The sequence below is a fragment of the Kribbella caucasensis genome (genome assembly GCF_004361855.1).
GTDB lineage: Bacteria > Actinomycetota > Actinomycetes > Propionibacteriales > Kribbellaceae > Kribbella > Kribbella caucasensis.
Map to the genome: position 1 here is coordinate 1 of NZ_SNWQ01000036.1, position 16,735 is coordinate 16,735.

The 16,735-nt window shown below is 67.4% G+C and carries 11 protein-coding genes and 2 pseudogenes; 4 read left to right on the forward strand and 9 right to left on the reverse strand.

What is annotated here, in order from left to right; translation table 11 throughout:
- Positions 1–587 precede the first annotated feature (587 nt).
- From EV643_RS40430 to EV643_RS47200, 3 genes and pseudogenes are all read left to right on the forward strand, one after another.
- Complete coding sequence (locus tag EV643_RS40430) at positions 588–1,202, forward strand: type IV toxin-antitoxin system AbiEi family antitoxin domain-containing protein (protein ID WP_133805535.1); 615 nt, start codon at positions 588–590, stop codon at positions 1,200–1,202.
- A 92-nt stretch (positions 1,203–1,294) separates the two neighbouring features.
- Positions 1,295–2,102 (forward strand): annotated as a pseudogene (locus EV643_RS40435) (nucleotidyl transferase AbiEii/AbiGii toxin family protein).
- Between the two features lie 744 nt (positions 2,103–2,846).
- Positions 2,847–3,773: pseudogene (locus EV643_RS47200) on the forward strand (helix-turn-helix domain-containing protein); the annotation flags it as partial.
- Positions 3,774–4,040: 267 nt separating this feature from the next.
- Here EV643_RS47200 and EV643_RS47125 read toward each other — a convergent pair.
- From EV643_RS47125 to EV643_RS40470, 9 genes are all read right to left on the reverse strand, one after another.
- Entirely contained in the window at positions 4,041–4,205 is a 165-nt protein-coding gene (locus tag EV643_RS47125) for a hypothetical protein (protein WP_370452435.1), read from the reverse strand.
- A gap of 143 nt (positions 4,206–4,348) precedes the next feature.
- Positions 4,349–4,483: a hypothetical protein gene (locus EV643_RS46605; protein ID WP_255513088.1), complete on the reverse strand. Its 135-nt coding sequence runs from the start codon at positions 4,481–4,483 to the stop codon at positions 4,349–4,351.
- Positions 4,435–4,686: an ABC transporter permease subunit gene (locus tag EV643_RS47130; protein ID WP_202869987.1), complete on the reverse strand. Its 252-nt coding sequence runs from the start codon at positions 4,684–4,686 to the stop codon at positions 4,435–4,437. Before EV643_RS47130 ends, EV643_RS46605 begins: the two co-directional genes overlap by 49 nt.
- A 266-nt stretch (positions 4,687–4,952) precedes the next feature.
- On the reverse strand, positions 4,953–6,191 hold the full coding sequence (locus tag EV643_RS40450; RefSeq protein ID WP_202869988.1) for a TIGR02679 family protein: 1,239 nt from the start codon (positions 6,189–6,191) through the stop codon (positions 4,953–4,955).
- Complete coding sequence (locus tag EV643_RS40455; RefSeq protein ID WP_133805537.1) at positions 6,188–10,294, reverse strand: TIGR02680 family protein; 4,107 nt, start codon at positions 10,292–10,294, stop codon at positions 6,188–6,190. The genes EV643_RS40450 and EV643_RS40455 overlap by 4 nt, the downstream gene beginning before the upstream one ends.
- Positions 10,291–11,475: a TIGR02678 family protein gene (locus EV643_RS40460; RefSeq protein ID WP_133805538.1), complete on the reverse strand. Its 1,185-nt coding sequence runs from the start codon at positions 11,473–11,475 to the stop codon at positions 10,291–10,293. Before EV643_RS40460 ends, EV643_RS40455 begins: the two co-directional genes overlap by 4 nt.
- A complete protein-coding gene (locus EV643_RS40465; RefSeq protein WP_202869989.1) occupies positions 11,472–13,007 on the reverse strand; it encodes a TIGR02677 family protein in 1,536 nt (511 codons plus the stop codon). The genes EV643_RS40460 and EV643_RS40465 overlap by 4 nt, the downstream gene beginning before the upstream one ends.
- Before the next feature lie 232 nt (positions 13,008–13,239).
- Complete coding sequence (locus EV643_RS44505; RefSeq protein ID WP_166665761.1) at positions 13,240–13,377, reverse strand: hypothetical protein; 138 nt, start codon at positions 13,375–13,377, stop codon at positions 13,240–13,242.
- A gap of 298 nt (positions 13,378–13,675) precedes the next feature.
- Positions 13,676–14,296 carry a TetR/AcrR family transcriptional regulator gene (locus EV643_RS40470; RefSeq protein WP_133805540.1) on the reverse strand — a complete coding sequence of 207 codons (621 nt, stop codon included), beginning with the start codon at positions 14,294–14,296 and terminating at the stop codon, positions 13,676–13,678.
- 213 nt (positions 14,297–14,509) lie between these two features.
- Here EV643_RS40470 and EV643_RS40475 point away from each other — a divergent pair, with 213 nt between their 5' ends.
- Positions 14,510–16,720 carry an MMPL family transporter gene (locus tag EV643_RS40475; protein ID WP_133805541.1) on the forward strand — a complete coding sequence of 737 codons (2,211 nt, stop codon included), beginning with the start codon at positions 14,510–14,512 and terminating at the stop codon, positions 16,718–16,720.
- Positions 16,721–16,735: the final 15 nt, after the last annotated feature.

Below are 16,735 nucleotides of genomic sequence, written 5' to 3' on the forward strand. Positions count from 1 at the left end.
TCATAGGACGGACGTTGACCGGCGGGCACCACACCATGATCAACATCTCGTTGCCTCGATCAACGAACCACGCCGCCGACGACCTGACCAGTTACGAGCACCCAAGCGACGCAGCGAAGCACCAGTTCAACATTTTCGCGGTTGTGATGGACAAGGCAACTGCGGAATATCTCTCCGGAACCACGAACGAGGACGATGCAACGTGGTGGTCGAGCAAGGGTTGGCCGCCAGGCGCTGATGCTGGCACCGCTCGGCACGTTGAGCGAACCGCGGCGGTCGGAAACTGCGGATAGCGGCAGTGCGATAGCTGACTTTCTCCGCTCGACTCGGCTGGGGCAGGGAACGACACCTGCTGGTGTCGACGGCTTCGAAGAGTGATCATGGGCAGATACCGAGGTAGTCAGTGGCGTAGGGGTTGAGGTGCGGCCTGCGATCAGGGCCGCGCTGAGGATCGGCCGGGCTGGCTCTCACCGGAGTCGCCCTGCAGATGTGATTGACCACGCGGGCCTCGGCCGATCTCGAGGCGAAGACAGGCATCGTGTACCAAATCGCGCCCTTCAACGTCCTCACGGGGTATGATTTGATACATGACGCCTGCGGACCCGCCTCGCTCACGCCAACGGCTCGCGATCCTGCCGCCCACTTTCACCACGGCGCAGGCGCGCCAGGCCGGCGTGCCGTCACGGGATCTGGCGACGCTGGTCAGCGAAGGGGCCGCGATTGAGCTCTCGCGCGGTGTCTACCGGCGCTCCGACGCCCCCGAGACTGCGCATCTCGATTTGCTAGCCGTACATAGACGAGCATCCCATGCAGTCGTCTGCGGCGAGTCCGCGCTCGCGCTGCACGAGCTGATCGACGACATACCAGCTGCCGTACACATCGCCGTACCGCGTGGCACCCGCCGTCCGGCGATCTCCTACCCGCCCGTCGTCGTCGCGCAGTACGCAGCCAATACCTTCGATCTCAACATCGAGCAGTACGAGGCGGCACCAGGGGAGTTCGTGCCGGTCTACGACGCAGCCCGGAGTGTGGTCGATGCTATGCGCCACCGCAACCGCGTCGGCCACACACTAGCCCTGGCGGCGCTCGGACGGTACCTGCGAACCAGTGGGCCCGACGGGGTCGGGGATCTCCAACGCATCGCGCGCGAACTGCACGCTCTGTCCGTCATCCGGCCGGCCGTCGAGGCGGTGCTCGCCTGATGGTCAATCCAGCCCGCGACACCACTGCCGGTCGCGTCTACAACGACTTGCGGAACTCAGCACGCCGCGAACGGCGCGCCACCGACGAACTCATGGTCGAGTACGTCCTCGAACGATTTCTCTACCGGCTGGCGACATCGCCAGCCGGCCGCGAACACTTCGTCCTCAAGGGCGGACTGCTCCTGGCCCAGTTCGGCGCACGCCGCACGACGCGAGACATCGACATTCTCGGGCAAGCCCTTCACCGGCGAGGACACCCAGATCATCCGACGAGTCAGGGCGATCGCCGCGACCGAAGTCGACGACGGCGTCGCGTTCGACGGCGCAAGCCTGAGAACCGCACCGATTCGAGACGACGGCCCCTACCACGGGCTCCGACTCGTCATGCCCGCCTCGATCGCCCGTGCACAACTCAAGCTTCAACTCGATGTCAGTCTGGGCGATCCCATCACCCCCGAGCCCCAACTCATCGCATACCAACAACTACTGGAAGCCGGGACTTTCACCATTCTCGGCTACCCACTCGCCACCGTCATCGCCGAGAAACTGTCCACCGCCATCGAACTCGGCGACCTCAACACCCGCGACCGCGACTACGGCGACCTCTACCGCCTGCTACGCGCCAACACTCTCCGCGCCGACGAGGTATTCAGGGCTCTCGAAGCCACCGCGGCCCACCGACAGATCACCTTGCGACCACTCAGCTCGAGCATCACCGACCTCCCCCAGCAACGACAGCCCTCCTACACCGCATGGCTACGACGCCAGGGCCCAGCCGCCATCGGCTACCCAACCAGCTTCGCGGACGCAGTCGCGGTGATCACAGCCTTCGCAGACCCACTCATCAGCGGCGAGGCTCGCGGCAAGCACTGGGATCCAGAGAACGCCCGGTGGACCTGAACAACAGGTCACCCACGGACGCCAGAACGCCCTTCTTCGACAGGTCCGCCAACGGCTCGACCAACCGGAGACGCACCTCTTTACGCACCTCAATCAGCGCGAGAGGATGGTTGCCGATGAGAACTTACGCGCAACGAGCAGCCACAGAACCCGTTATCTGTAAGGGATCCCGAGCATCATTGACAAATGATGATCAGCCTCAACTGGAATTCAGCGGGTTCGGGGTTCGAGTCCCTGGCGGCGCACAAAAGCCCAGGTCACACACGTGTCCTGGGTTTCTTCATGCCCCCATCGCACCGTTTACGCACCACTTTGCCGGATGTCCGCTTCGAGCTGATCCGCCGAGATCCGTCTCATCCTCCGCTCGTGAGCAATCGGGCGACTCTTCCGGCCTCCGTCTGATCGTGACTGTGCGTCACATCACATCGCTTCGCATCCTCACCGACTTTTCGGACTCCGCGACCCAGCCAGCGTTGAGCTGCCAACCATCACACAGGTTGGAGGCTTGACATGCCGAGGCCACCACTGCCCATCGGAACCTGGGGCGAAATCTCTACTTGGGTCGCGAAGACCGACGACAATGGCAAGCCGATCAGCTGTAAGTCGCAGGCCAGGTTCCGCGATCACGACGGACGGGTCCGCCCGGTGTCGGCCTTCGGCAAGAACAAGACAGCAGCCGAGCGCGCCCTGCTCAAGAAGCTCCAGGACAGGGCGAGGACCAGCCAGTCCGGCGAGCTGACCGCGATGCACAAGATCACCCACCTCCTCGATCTCTGGGAGAAGAAGTTCAAGGAACGGGTCGCCGACGGCAAATACTCACCCACCTCGCTCGACACCTACCGGCGCGCCATCAAGAACCATGTCCGCCCCGCCGTCGGCGACATCCGCATCGGCGAGGCCACCACCCCACGCATCGACACCGTCCTCTCCAAGATCAAGAACCGTGCGGGCGCCCCCACAGCCAAGACCTGCCGCGCCATCCTCTCCGGCGCGCTGAAACTCGCCGTCCGCTACGGCGCCATCTCCGTCAACCCGGTCCGCGAAGTAGACGCCATCGAAACCCAGCCCAAGAACCCATCCCGATCCCTCACCGGCGAAGAAGTCACGCTCCTCAGGAAGCACCTCACCACGGACGAACGCGCTGTACAGGCTGATCTCCCCGACCTGGTCACCTTCATGCTCGGCACCGGCGTCCGCATCGGCGAAGCCCTCGCCGTCCTGTGGTCCCAGGTCGACCTCGAAGCCGGCACCGTCGAGATCACCAGCACCATCGTCCGCGTCACAGGCCAAGGCCTGCTCCGCAAACGCACCAAGTCCAGAGCCGGCCAACGGCTCCTCCACCTACCCGACTGGGCCAGCGCAGTACTCCGCACCAGACACGCCGCCGGCATCCGCCTCGACGACCCGATCTTCGCCGACGTCATCGGCGGCTTCCGCGACCCCTCCAACGTCCGCCGATCCCTCCGCACCGCCCTCTCCCCCGTCGGCAGCACCGCCCGCCGCGACCTAGGCCTGACCCTCCGAGCCCTCCGCCGCGAAACCGGCCTGTCTCGAAAGCAAGTCGCCGAGGCCCTCACCTGGCCCCAAACCAGAATCGAACCCATCGAAACCGGCCGCATCAAAGTCGACCACCAACTGGTCGCCGACCTCGTCAAGACCTACGGCATCGATCTCGACGACTCCCCAGCCCTCCTCGCCCAAGTCGACGAAGCCACCCGGCCAGCCCCCGCAGACAAACTCGCCTGGATCCGCTCCCACGCCCTCCGCAAAACCACCGCCACCGCCCTCGACCAAGCCGGCCACACCGCCCGCCAAATCGCCGACCAACTTGGCCAGGCCAAAGTCTCCATAACCCAAGACGTTTTACATGGGCCGACAAGCCGCCAACCCAGCGGCCGCCCAAGCCCTCGAACACGCCTTCGACGACCCAAACCTCGTCTAACGACACGACAGCGTGAACTGGCCGTGGTTGTATTCCTCGATCCAGGCAGCGACGCGGGGCACGGGCGTGGGCCTTGGCGTGGAAGTGCGGAGCTCGAACTCGATCGTGGAGTGCCAGGATTCGATGACCGCATTGTCCAGTGCCGATCCGGGCCCGCCCATGGACTGGGTGATGCCGAGCCGGGTGCAGGCAGCCCGGACGGTGCCGGCGGTGTATTCACTGCCTGATCGGTGTGCATGATGACCTCGGCGATCGTGTCCTTACCGCCACGGACCGCGACCGCCATCACCGGCGATGGCCCCCGTCAGCCCTTCACGGCGCCAGCGCGCAGTCCCTGGATGAGGAAGCGTTGCACGTAGGCGAACAGCACGACGACGGGAACGACGGCGATCAGGCCGCCGGCGGCGAGAGCGCCGAAGTCCGTTCCGAAGTCGCCCAAGAGGTAGCTCGGTCCGACGGGAACGGTGAACGGTCTTGGGAGCTCATGAACATGACAGCGAACAGGACGTTGTTCCACGTGCTGATGAACGCGAACGATCCGACAGCGACAATCCCGGGCTTCAGCGACGGCAGCACGACGGCACAGAACGCGCGGATCCGGCCACAGCCGTCGGCTTGCGCGGCTTCCAGTTCGACCGGCACGTTGCGGCCGACGCGCTGCCGGACCTAGGCGTGGTCCTCTGTCTGCGGAGTGCATGGGTCGACGGTGGGCTGTTGTCCAGGCTGGGTCAGCTGTGCCCCAACGCGATCGCCGTCAAGTACGCCGTACCTGGTAGAGGACGACTACGTGCATTGGGAACGCCACGTGGCCACCAGACCCGACGGCTCATTGGCGTTCTCTGACATCGTCGCCGTGGGACACCTGCCGATCGAGCCGTCTCGTTCGTACATCTGCCTGCACATCTGCGTCACTGGGCAAGGTCGGAGAGCAACTGGTCCACGACGTGCTCCTCTTCGATGACACGACCGACTGTCTTCATGACCTGCGCGAGTGCCGGGTCCCAGCTCGCGGTGACGGGTGGGCCGCTCAGGGCATGGATTCGCTGCGAAACCGCCTGAGCCGTCGCCTGATAATCCTCGGCACCGAACCGCCATGGGCGGGCGGGCAGGCGGTCAAAGACGACATTGCCGATGCGGATCCCGCCCCAGTCGAAGTCGCCGTGATAGATGAGCCGAGCACCATCAGCGACCAAGCGCCGGAGCAGGTGCATGACAGCCGCGCTGGGCTGGCCATTGGTGCATACGAGCGGTGCACAGTCCGGTCCGAGGCCGTCCGCGGCGGACGAGACCACGACCGGGTTCTCACAGACGAAGACGTACGGCGTCTTCACCCGGATCTCGTCGCGCACCACCTGACGCAATGTCAGTACGGCGGGCTGACCACCGTCCCGAAGGGCGCCCAAGGCCCGTCCTGTCGCGGACTCGGGGTTTCCCGGAAGCCCCAGAGTGAGCACCGAAGCCGAAAGCTCGTCACGAAGGATGCCCACCGAGGCCCACACCTCGCGCCTCCACTCGGCGCCACTCCCAGGTCCGAGGCCAGACAACGCTCTGGCCGCGCTGAGCACCAATGTGGCGAGCGGCTCCCCGTCGTCCAGCGCGTGAGCGCGCCCAGTCAATCGCGCAGCGAACCGCCCCAACGGCTCGCCACCCGCCGGCAACTCCCGAATGACCGCGGCAAGGTCGGCGAGCAGCGGACCGGCCGTCGACGGCGTACCCGCCAGACGCCGAGCCAGGCCGCTGCTGCCGAGTCCGGCGAGCCATTCAGCGAGCTCGGGCGCCTGCCCGACCGCCTCGCGCAAAGGGTCGAAGGCGACTCGCCACGATTGCTCCAGTTCGGCCGCAGCCGACTGACGATCGACCAGTTCGCCGGTCAGGGCGATGATCGCACCCTCCAGACCGGCAGGGCTGGCTCCGGAGTCGCGTAGCACCCGGTCGACGGCGGGCAGGGAAACCGTCAGCGCTCGCCCCGGGACCGGCGGTCGGCCGAGTAGTCGCTGGACGGCGGCCCGCTGAAAGGACGTTGCGTCGGACAACGTCACGGCGGTGTCCAGGGACTGGCCGCGCTCCATCCGCTTGCGCACCCGGGCAACCAGCCAGGCGAGGTCTTCGCCGCCCAGCAGGCGTGTCAGCCTCGCGCGGTCGATCACTCCCAGAGCCCGTCCTGCGGTGACTCGCCTTGGGACGGCTCATCGTAGCCGCGGGTGTCACGGTCGACGCGTGACCTGCGATGACCGTCCCATTGCCAGTTGGTGACCAGGACCGCCGGTACGCCGTCCGCGCGCGCCAGCTGCGAGATCGCCAGGCCAGGCACCTCTGGATAGCAGCCCCACTCACGCTCGCTGGTCATCACCACATCCAGGTCGAAGGCCGCGAGCAGCCCCAGGTACTTCGCTCGTGCGTTGTCGTCCACGCCCGCGAAGGCCTCGTCGAGGGTGATCAGTCGCGGAGCATGCGGGTTGCCCGCTGAGCTGTAGTGCGCGGACGCGGCCGCGAACAGCGGGACGCTGGCCGCGAGGACTCTTTCGCCACCGGACGCCGGACCGGTCGCCGGCTTCCATTGCCCGTTCTGGTAGCGCTGGATCACAAACCGGTTCCACGCGCGGTAATCCATGGCCGCGGTCAAGTGCTCCAGCCAGGTACCAGTCATGTCCTGGGCGCGGACCTCGACGATGCGCGCCTGCAGGAACTCTCCGACAGCAGCACGATCCTCGGCCGACCAGGCGTCCGAGGTCTGGCGCATCAGTCGCTCCCTCGCCGCCGCGAGGCCGGCCGGACCGTCGGGTCGAGGCTGCCAGAGCAGCCGGAGTCGCATGCCAGTGCTGGTCGGACGACTCTCGAGCTCCCCATTCATCGCCCCGACCTGAGCCTCGGCGGCTGAAATCAGCTCCTGCAGCGTGCTCGCGACCTCGTTGACCAGATGGTTCTCCAGGACCTCACGCTCACGTTCGCTCAGCAGCCGTACGCGGTCGGTGACCTCGGTGTCGAGGGCGTCAGCCAGCTGCGCAACTGTCGCCGGTCGCCCCTGGAACTCGATCTCGACGACGACGCCGTCCTCCTGCAGGTCCGCGGAGGCACGGTTGCCATGCCTGGACAGCGTGTCCTGCAACGTTTTCAGCTCGGTGTTGAGCCGATGCTGAGCGCGATCCCAGACGGTGTCAGCATCGTCCAGCTCACTCAGCTCGTCGTTCACCCGCCGGGCCAGGCGCATCGCCGGGATCGGCGGCCAGGAAGCGCCGGTATCGGGAACCTCGAGCTCGGGCAGAGCAACGGCCAGGAGCCCAGTGGCGGCGAACCGCCGGAACGACTCGGCCGCCTCGGCTCGTCGCTGGGTAGCGTCGTCGAGTTGCTCGGCCAGGGTCTGGCGCTGGCCTGTCGCTCGGCCCCGGGCATCGATCGCCCGTTCCACGTCCCCACGGGAGGCCTCTTGCTGTGAGTGGCTGGTCCGGAGCCGTTCGGCGGTTTCGGCCAGCTGACGCTGTAGCTCAGCCACTGCGGCACCGACTGTGTCTTGCAAGGTCTGATGCCGCTCCGCAGCTGCAGCCGCATGCTGTTCCGCACCACGTGCGCGCTCCACCAGGCCCACATACGTACGTTCGGCCTCTTTCAGATCACCGACTGTCTCGGCCAGCTGCCGCTCCGCATCGGCGACGACGGACAGAGCGAGCCAGAGCTCAACGAGGGCGATCCGGTAGGTCGCCAGAGCCGTTGCTACCTCGGACAACGCTTCCGCCGTCGTCGGCAGTCCGGAGTCCCCGGTTCCCTCCATCACCGCGTCACGTGCCTGCTCGGCGGCCCGAACCGTGGCCACTTCGTTGTCTTCAGCAACCTTCCGTCGTTCGGCCAGCCGGGCCTGCTCTGAGACCAACGCGAGCACGACGCTATGCGCCTGGCGCAGCCGGGTGTCGTCCGGAACGTCGGCGACCTCCTGCGCAAGCCGAGCCCTCCGCTCGCCGACATGTGCCCTGGCGAGATCCAGGTCGGCAAGCTGCGCCTCCACGGCAAGGGCCTGCTCACGAAGCTCTGCCAGCCTCGCCCGCCGCGCGGCATCGCGGGCCATGCGACCGATGAGCATCGCCGCCGACTTGCGCCAGCTACCAGTCAGCACACCGAGCCGGAACCGGCCGTCCGGACTCACCCAAGTGTGCCCTGCCTGTTCGCCGTACCCAATTGACGACAGCAGTGCGTCGACCAGTTGCTCGGACACTGCGTTCGCCAGTGGATCCTCGGGGTCCAGCACCGGCCGGAGGACTGTTCCGAGATGGACGGGGACGGGATCGCCGGCGCGTAGCAAGGTGTCATCAGTTTCGGCCGCCCGCAGTTCACCGTCGGGGGTAACCCATGCGTCGAGGATCGCGGCGGCCTCGAGCGCTGCCTCGATGCCCGCTCGGTCCGCGTCGCCGACACCCTCCGCGAAGTCGACGAGCCGCCACAACGGAGCACCTGGCCGCCCTTCCCGCGCAGCCGGATCCCTGGTGTACGGCGTGGGCGGGATCGTGTCCTCGCCACGTTCGAGGCGGGCGATCTCGCCCGTCAGTTCGTCGAGCCGAGCTCGTCCGGATCGCCGGTGTGCGTCGAGGTCCGCGGACTCGGTCGCGAGGCCCGCCGCCAGAGTCTGACTTGCGGTGGTCACGGCGACGGCGGCTGGGTTGGGTCCTTGGAGTGTCTCCACCCAGAGCTCGAGCTCCGCCAGCACGGCTGCGATGTCCGCCACTCGCAGCTCGGCCGCGCGGTCCAGGTGACCGCGAACGTCCGAGAGCAGGTCGGATCCAGCCTGGGCAACCGTGACCGCGGCGACCTGGCGCCGCTCCGCGAGGTCGGCCGTTTCGGTCTCGAGGTCGCCCAGGGCGCGCCGCACGACGGTCACCTCATGCGCGGCCTCATCGGCCAGCCGGAGCAGGCGAGTCACGTGGTCGAGCGCCCGCTGCTGGCGGCTGGTGATCCGCTCAGCCTCGACGCGAAGCTGGGCCGGATCGCTGCCTGCGTCCAAGGCCCGGTCGACGCGTTCGGCGTGATCGGAGGCGATGCGCGCCGCCGACGCGACCTCCTCCGCCTGCCTCCGAATCACTGTCAGGGCATCGCTCGCTGCCGTCCGCCGTCCCTCGGCAGCCGAGTGCCGCTCCTGCTGCGCCTCGACCTTGGCCTCGGCGGCACCTCGCTCTTCGGCAAGCCGCTCAGCATCGCCGCGCGACCGGCGTGCATCCTCGGCCGCTCGCTCGAGTTCGCGGGCGTCCCGCATCTCCGGACTCTCTCGCAGCGTCGCATCCCTCGCCTGCAGACGGGTCTGTTCCGATACGGCGTCCTCGAGCTGCGTTCTGGCCTTGGTCAGCTGCGCCTCGGCCTCGGACAGCGCCCGCTCTGCGTCGCCGAGTTCCTTGCTGATCCGCTCGAAGGTGCTGTGTGCCTCGCGCGGAAGCCTGGCGCGCCGCCGCGAAGCGATCCGGGCGTAGCGACGATAGTGGTTGAGGAATGACATGGCCGCATCCCGCGCCTCGGTCATCGCCGCCAGCGAGGAGCGATCCTCGTCGAGACTCCGGAACGCTTCGGCAACGTCTGCGATCACCGCCTGATCCAGCGGCGGCAGGGACTCGGTCAACGCCGCGGACAACGCCTTCTCACTGGGCTTCTTCGAGAGCTGCGGTTGCCTGAGCTGAACCAGCAGGTCGACCAGCACGCCGTACCGCTGCTCCCCCAGGCCGAACAGATTCTCATCGACGGCGCGCCGGTAGTCCCGGGCACGGTCATACACCGTGCCCCGCTCATCGAGTACGTCGTTCAGCCGGTCTCGCGTCAGCGCGCTGCCGGTCGCGTCGACCAAGGTGAGATCCGCACCGATGCGCCGGCTGGTGACGAAGAACCAATGCCGCGCAACACCCCGGCCAGCCACGGCCTTCAGACCGCAACCTATCGTTCGGAAGTGAGCGGTGCCGCGCTCGTCGAGGCGCCCGAACTCCAGCCAGGTGTAGCCGAGGCGCTCAGCATGCGGGTGGTCTCCGCCGAGCAGCAGATTCCACTCCATGTGCTTCTTGGGGTCGGCGTCAGGCTCGACCCGATGTGCGGACAGATCACCGTCGAGCAAGAACGGCAGAGTGAGTGCAAGGACCTTCGACTTCCCGGTGCCGTTGTTGCCGCGCAGCAGCAGCCGCCCACCGTGAAACCAGAACTCCTCCTGGTCGTAGTAGAAGAGGTCGACGAGACCTGCGCGCAGTGGCTGCCACCGCTCGATCGCGGGAGCCGGAAGCTCCCGCGTCACAGCGCCGCCTGAATCGTCGGCTCGTCGACACCGAACCGGGCAAGCGCCGGCCTCGCGGTCACGAGCTCGCCCGAGCACGCGACCAGTCGGAGCGCCTGCAGCCGAACCAGCGCTATGGCCGCCAGCCCCCGTTCGGCACCGGGCTCGGCAGCGTCGCGACGCCAATAGCTCTTGTGCTCGACGGCCTTGCGGCGCAGCAACTCGTGGATCTCCCCCACCTGCACCTCACGCTCCGCCTGGTTCGCCAGGTATTCGGCCACCAGCAGCGTGGCGTGCCCTTCGGTCCCGCTCTCCGGCATCCGCACGTCGGTCAAGTCGTCGTACGGATCGACCATCGCGATGCCTTCAGCGCGTACCTCGGGGACCAGACCGGTCAGCTCGGTGATACGCGCCGTGATCGCGGCCCGCTGGCCCTGGAGATAAGCCCTCTCCGCCTCGTCGAGCTCGTCGTAATACAGCACCGGATCCTCGAGCAACCGTCGGGTCAGGTGATGGCGAATCCGCTGGTTCCGCAGGTCATCCGTGGTCGGCGGCAACTCGCGAGTCAATGCTTCGAGCCGCTCTTCGAATCCGCTCGCGTCGATGGTGGACGGTCCGCGCGGCGACGTGAGCAACGCACCCAGCACCCGCCGCCGCACGTCGTACAGCACGTCGCCGGTCTCCTTGACGAAGGAGTCTTCGTCGCCTGCGACGCGGCCGAGTACGCCGATGCCGATCAGCAGCCGGACCACGGCCACCATGTCCGCTCGCTCCTCCCGGCCTTCGAGCACGAACACGACACCGGCGGCGGCAAGCGCGGGATCCGCTGCTCCGAGCACAACCTGTTCCGCCAGCCGGCCGAGCGTAATCTGCGCCTCGGCCCGGCTCAGCGATGCCAGCGCGAGACAGACCAGCACGTACCGACGGCGGCCGAATGCCTGCTTCGACTTGGCGTCTCGCGCCGGATGCGTAGGATCGGCCGAATCGGCGACCGTCTTCACCAGCCGCGCCATCTCGCTGTCGACGGCCAGGTGCCATCCGGTGTTGCGCTCGAACCAGTCACGCAGAGCCGGCGCGTGCCGCCGCACAAGCACGAGGTCGTCGTCGACCTGCCGGAGCAGTGGGCGTCGCAGCACAGCGCGGGCCGCGCGCCGGGACTCATCGGCACGCGAGGCTGCCAGCGCATCCGTCAATCCACTCATGCGCTCCGCTCCACGAGATCGACAGCCGTGAGATCGACGATCTCCACCAGCTGATCAGGGCCACAGAAGGTGCCGTCCGGCGTACGGATCTCGGCACGCCGGCCATCGTCAAGCGCGGTCAACCGGACCGACATGCTGCCGTCAGATGTCGTCGTCTCGACCACACGCCGGCCGGGCACCCGAGCCCCCAGCGCATCACCGAGCAGCGCCAGGAAACAGCGGAACGCCACCGGGTCGAGCTCACCCAGGTCCGACAAGCGCGTCGGATGCGAGGTTGCCAATGCCTCGCGCGCGGCCACTGCCTCCGCGGCCTCCCGCCGCGCGAGATCGGCGAGATAGCCACGCTCGGCGGAACGATCAATTACCCGGCTGGGCTTGCCGCGGCGTTCGTAGCTTCCGGTCCGACGCAACCTGGGGCTGATCAGCAACGGCGGCGCTTCCGCCCACGGCGTCAGCGCGGACACCGCTCCGTCCAGACTCTCCTCGGTCACGGACAGGTGGCGAGCCCCGCTCAGGCCGAACGACGCCCGCCACAGCCGATGGAGATCATCCTCCGTCGGCGCCTCGGCGAACCACTTGGCCAAGGTACGGAAGTCCGCCGACCTGTCCGACCGCCCGGAACGCCGCTCGTTCAGTACCGCGACGACCTGCAGCAGCTGAGGAATCGCGGCTCGCGCCTGCGCCCGCAGCAGCTTCGCCTGGCTCGGATGGTGCGGCTCGCTGACGAACCAGGCCCGGAATCCTTGCCAGCGCTCCTGCCACAACCGCCGGCCGCGCTCGAACTCCACCTGGCGCGGATCGCCGTCCTCGGATGCGCCCGGAGCCGCGTCCTCCGCCTCGCGCCAGGCAGCAACGGACAGCAAAGCACCCACATCCCGACGTTCCAGCCCAGCAACGAGCGCCGCGATCTCGGCGCCGGTACTCACAAGATCCTTGATGAACCGCTCGAGATAATCGATCAGCCGGTCCTTGTACGCGCGGAACACGTCGGCATCGGCATCGTGCAGATCGATCGTGCGCTGCAGCGAGCCCATGAAGGCCTGAGCGTTACCGGCCAGGTCCGTGAACCGATCAACCAGCGCACGCAACAACAGATGCACCTTCGCCGCGTCGGGTTCCGAGGAACCGGCCAGCTCGGCGAGCGCCCGAAGCTGCGTCGCGATGTCCGCGAGGGCGACTGCTTGCAAGGCTCCACGCCTACCGAGCGCCTCGTCGTACGCCGTGACCGCCTGCTCCACTGCCTCACCGCGCACCGTCAGCTGATAGAGGAACCGCGATCGATGGAAATCCTCGACAGTCGTCACCCGGCTGGTATCGGGATCAGCACGGAGATTGCCCCACTCGACCAGCTGGGTGAGCGCATCACCGATCACCGCCAACTCCGCGGCGTCGTGCATCGACGCGCGGACGTCCTCCGGTCGCAGGTGCACGGTGAACCGCCGTTTGGCCTGCACGAACGCGTCCATGACGGCCCGATACAGCCGCTCGTTGGGCGCGGTCAGATAACTGAACGGCGTGAACCCTCCGTCCACCGTGCTCCCTTCCTGATCCGGTCCGCGCCAGCGTATCGGCCCGCGCCGACAGTTCCGCCGCCCGGGCACCCCGCCAACAGGTTCAGCGGCGGGGTCGCGCATCCGCCACCGGTCACCAAACGATCACCGGCACGATCCCAGACTCGGCGTGCTCCCAGGCACGCCGAGCCAGGGGCCATCGCCCGCCCCTCGGCTGCACCTACGCGCGAACGCCGATCAGCCGGTCAGCCGGTCAGCCGGTCAGCCGGTCAACGGAGAGGTACGGGACGTCCGGGTTGTAGACCGGGGCGATCCAGAACCAGTGCAGGGCGTTCAGATCCGTGTCACGCGTGTGTACGTGCCCGGGAGGGCGATCTCGTCGTACCGGCACGACCGCAACACCTCCCGCGCGGGAAAACCCAAACACCAACGCCCCTGGTGTAGAGGAATCCCTACAGACTTGCTGAACCCCGCTCGAGCGGAAGCCCTGGTGCCTGCGAGGGCCATCAAGGCAGTTGTTGTTGAGAGCACTGACCCAGAACGTGGGCTCTTACCGCACCAGCTGCCAAACCGGGAGCTGACGAGGAGACAACCCCAGGACGAACGAGCGGGACGGCGGTTCTGGCCGCCGCCCCGCCTCCATCTCATCAGGCCAACCGGGCGCTTTGGGTTAGCACGGGGCGTCGGAACTAGGGACGCGGCGTGCCGGGCGTGGGGCGGCGGGGGGTGCGGAGGCCGAGGGTGCGGCGACCGGCTTCGGTGAGGTGTTGATTCAGGGCTTTGTCGTCGAGCTCGACGAGAGCCGGCCCGACCGCGCCGGCGATCCCGGCGAACACCAGGGCCGCCTTGACCAGCCCGGCCGGCCCCGGGTCGACGTCGGCGAGCAGTTTGACCTGACGGTTGATCAGCGTCCCCAGGTCAACTTGTGCGCGAAGGATCTCGATCACGCCACGGTCGGCGGCCAGCACCGAGATCAGCGCCCGATTCCGCACGGCGAGGTCGGCGTAGCCAGTGAGCATGTGCTCCGCGCGCGCATGCACCGTGCGTTGCCCCTCGGCTGCGTCGACGATGGCCCGCAACTGCTCGAGCACCGGCTCGACAACCGCGTTGAGGAGCTCCTCGCGGGTGTGGAAGTGGTGATAGACGGCCGCCTTCGTGACCCCGAGTTCGTCCGCGATCATCTGCAGCGAGGTGCCCGCGAAGCTGTGCTGCGTGAACAGGCGGAGCGCGACATCGATGAAGCGCTGTCTGCTATCGGTCGCTCCTGCCGTCTTGGGTGCTGCCGTCTTGGGTGTTGCAGCCGTGGCCAAGTGTCCTCCTTGTTGCCCCGATGATCCCCAGGATCACTCACAGTACCTTGCCGATCGACAAGGCGACAACTTGCCGATCGGTAACTTGTCGACTTGCCGCTCGGCAAGCATCTAACTTTACGAACGGCTAGCTATTGACTAGACGATCGGCTAGTCTCCTTCGAGTCAGTGGCGTCGCATCGAGCGCCTCGTACGTCCGAAGGAGTGCATCTCATGGCAACGCTGCTGTACCGGCTCGGCCGGTTCTGTTACCGCCACCGCTGGCAAGTGACCAGCATCTGGGCCCTCGTCCTGGTCCTGGCCGGAGTGGGCGCCGGCACCCTCTCCGGCCAGATGTCGAACTCGTTCACCGTGCCGGGCACCGAGGCACAGCAAGCCATCAACCAGTTGGCCGACCGCTTCCCGCAGGCCAATGTCGGAGGCGCCACCGCCAGGGTGGTCTTCGTCGCGCCGAGCGGTACGACGCTGGCGCAGCCCACCAACCGAGCCGCTGTCGGACAGGTGGTCGCGGCGATGACTGCGGCACCGCAGGTCGGCACAGTCACCGACCCGTTCAAGACCGCCGCCATCTCGACCGACGGCCGCTACGCGATCGCTCAGGTGAGCTACAAGGTCCAGGGCACCGAACTGACCAACGCCGACCGCACCGCACTGGAGCAAAGTTTCGAGGCCGGGCGAACTGCCGGACTCACCGTCGAAGCCGGCGGTGACGCACTACGGCCCAGCGAGGCCGCCGGAGCAGCAGAAGGCATCGGAGTTCTGATCGCGGCACTCGTGCTCGTCATCACCTTCGGATCGCTGATCGCGGCCGGATTGCCGCTGCTCACGGCAATCGTCGGTGTCGGCGTCGGTATCGCCGGCATCACCACGTTGTCCGGCTTCGCCGACATCAACGCCAACAGCCTGATCCTGGCCCTCATGCTCGGCCTCGCCGTCGGCATCGACTACGCGCTGTTCATCGTCTCGCGCTTCCGGCACGAACTACTGGAAGGCAGCGACGGACAGCGGGCAGCCGGCCGCGCGGTCGGGACCGCCGGGTCCGCGGTTGTCTTCGCCGGACTCACCGTCATCATCGCCCTGGCCGGACTCACCGTGGTCGGCGTCCCGGTCCTCGCCTCGATGGGCCTGGCCGCCGCCGGCACCGTCGCGGTCGCCGTACTGATCGCGATCACCCTCATCCCCGCACTGCTCGCCTTCACCGGCCGCCGCGTGCTCGGCCGTAAACTGCGGCATCGTACGGCGATTGGCCAGGAGTCCAACCAGGGCCGCACGCCGATGGGCGAGCGCTGGGCCAGACTCGTCACGCGTCGACGGATCCCGATCCTGATCGTCGCTCTGCTCGGCCTCGGCGCGGTCACGATGCCGATGACCGACTTGCGGCTAGGCCTGCCCGACGACGGCATGGCCGCCGTCGACACGACGCAGCGCAAGGCGTACGACCTGATCAGCGAAGGCTTCGGGCCGGGCCTGAACGGCCCGCTCACAGTTGTGGTGAGCACGACCGACGCCAGCACGACCACCACGGCGGCGACGGAGACCGCCGCGACGATCAAGGCACTGCCCGACGTCGCTGCCGTCACGCCGGCTGTCCTGAGCCCGGACGGAACCACCGCACTGCTCAGCGTCATCCCGGCCAGCGCACCCACCGACCAGAAGACCACCGACCTGGTCCACGCCATCCGCGCCGAGCAAACCACGCTCTATCACCAGACCGGCGCCGAAGTCACCGTCACCGGACAGACCGCGCTGAACATCGACGTCTCCAACAAGATCGGCGACGCCCTGCCGCTGTACCTCGCGATCATCGTCGGCTTGGCCATGCTGCTGCTGATGGTGGTCTTCCGCTCCGTACTGGTACCGCTGAAGGCCACCCTCGGGTTCCTGCTCAGCACCGCCGCCACCTTCGGCGCCGTCGTCGCGGTCTTCCAGTGGGGCTGGCTCGGCAGCATCCTCGGAGTCACCGAGACCGGCCCCATCATGAGCCTGCTGCCCGTCCTGCTCGTCGGCATCCTGTTCGGCCTCGCGATGGACTACCAGGTCTTCCTGGTCACCCGGATGCGCGAGGACTACACCCACAGCGCCGACGCTCAAGCAGCCGTTGTCACCGGCGTACGCCATGGTGCCCGCGTCGTCTCAGCCGCCGCGATCATCATGATCAGCGTCTTCGGAGGGTTCATCCTCTCCCCCGACGTCCTGGTGAAATCCATCGGCTTCGCCCTGGCGTTCGGCGTGCTCGTCGACGCGTTCGTCGTCCGGATGACCATCGTGCCGGCCGTCATGTCACTGCTAGGCAACGCCGCCTGGTGGCTCCCCCGCTGGCTTGGCCGCGTCCTCCCCCGCGTCGACATCGAAGGCGAAGCACTCGACCACAGCGCTGCGACGCCGGACACCACCGACACCCCGGTCGCCGAACCGGTGCACTGACCGCAACCCACACCA

What these genes read in the sequence shown, in the direction of transcription:
- EV643_RS40430 (WP_133805535.1), top strand. Translation starts at nt 588, where the DNA reads ATGACGCCTGCGGACCCGCCTCGCTCACGCCAACGGCTCGCGATCCTG.
- EV643_RS40475 (WP_133805541.1), top strand. Translation starts at nt 14,510, where the DNA reads ATGGCAACGCTGCTGTACCGGCTCGGCCGGTTCTGTTACCGCCACCGC.
- EV643_RS47125 (WP_370452435.1), bottom strand. Translation starts at nt 4,205, where the DNA reads ATGGGCGGGCCCGGATCGGCACTGGACAATGCGGTCATCGAATCCTGG.
- EV643_RS40460 (WP_133805538.1), bottom strand. Translation starts at nt 11,475, where the DNA reads ATGAGTGGATTGACGGATGCGCTGGCAGCCTCGCGTGCCGATGAGTCC.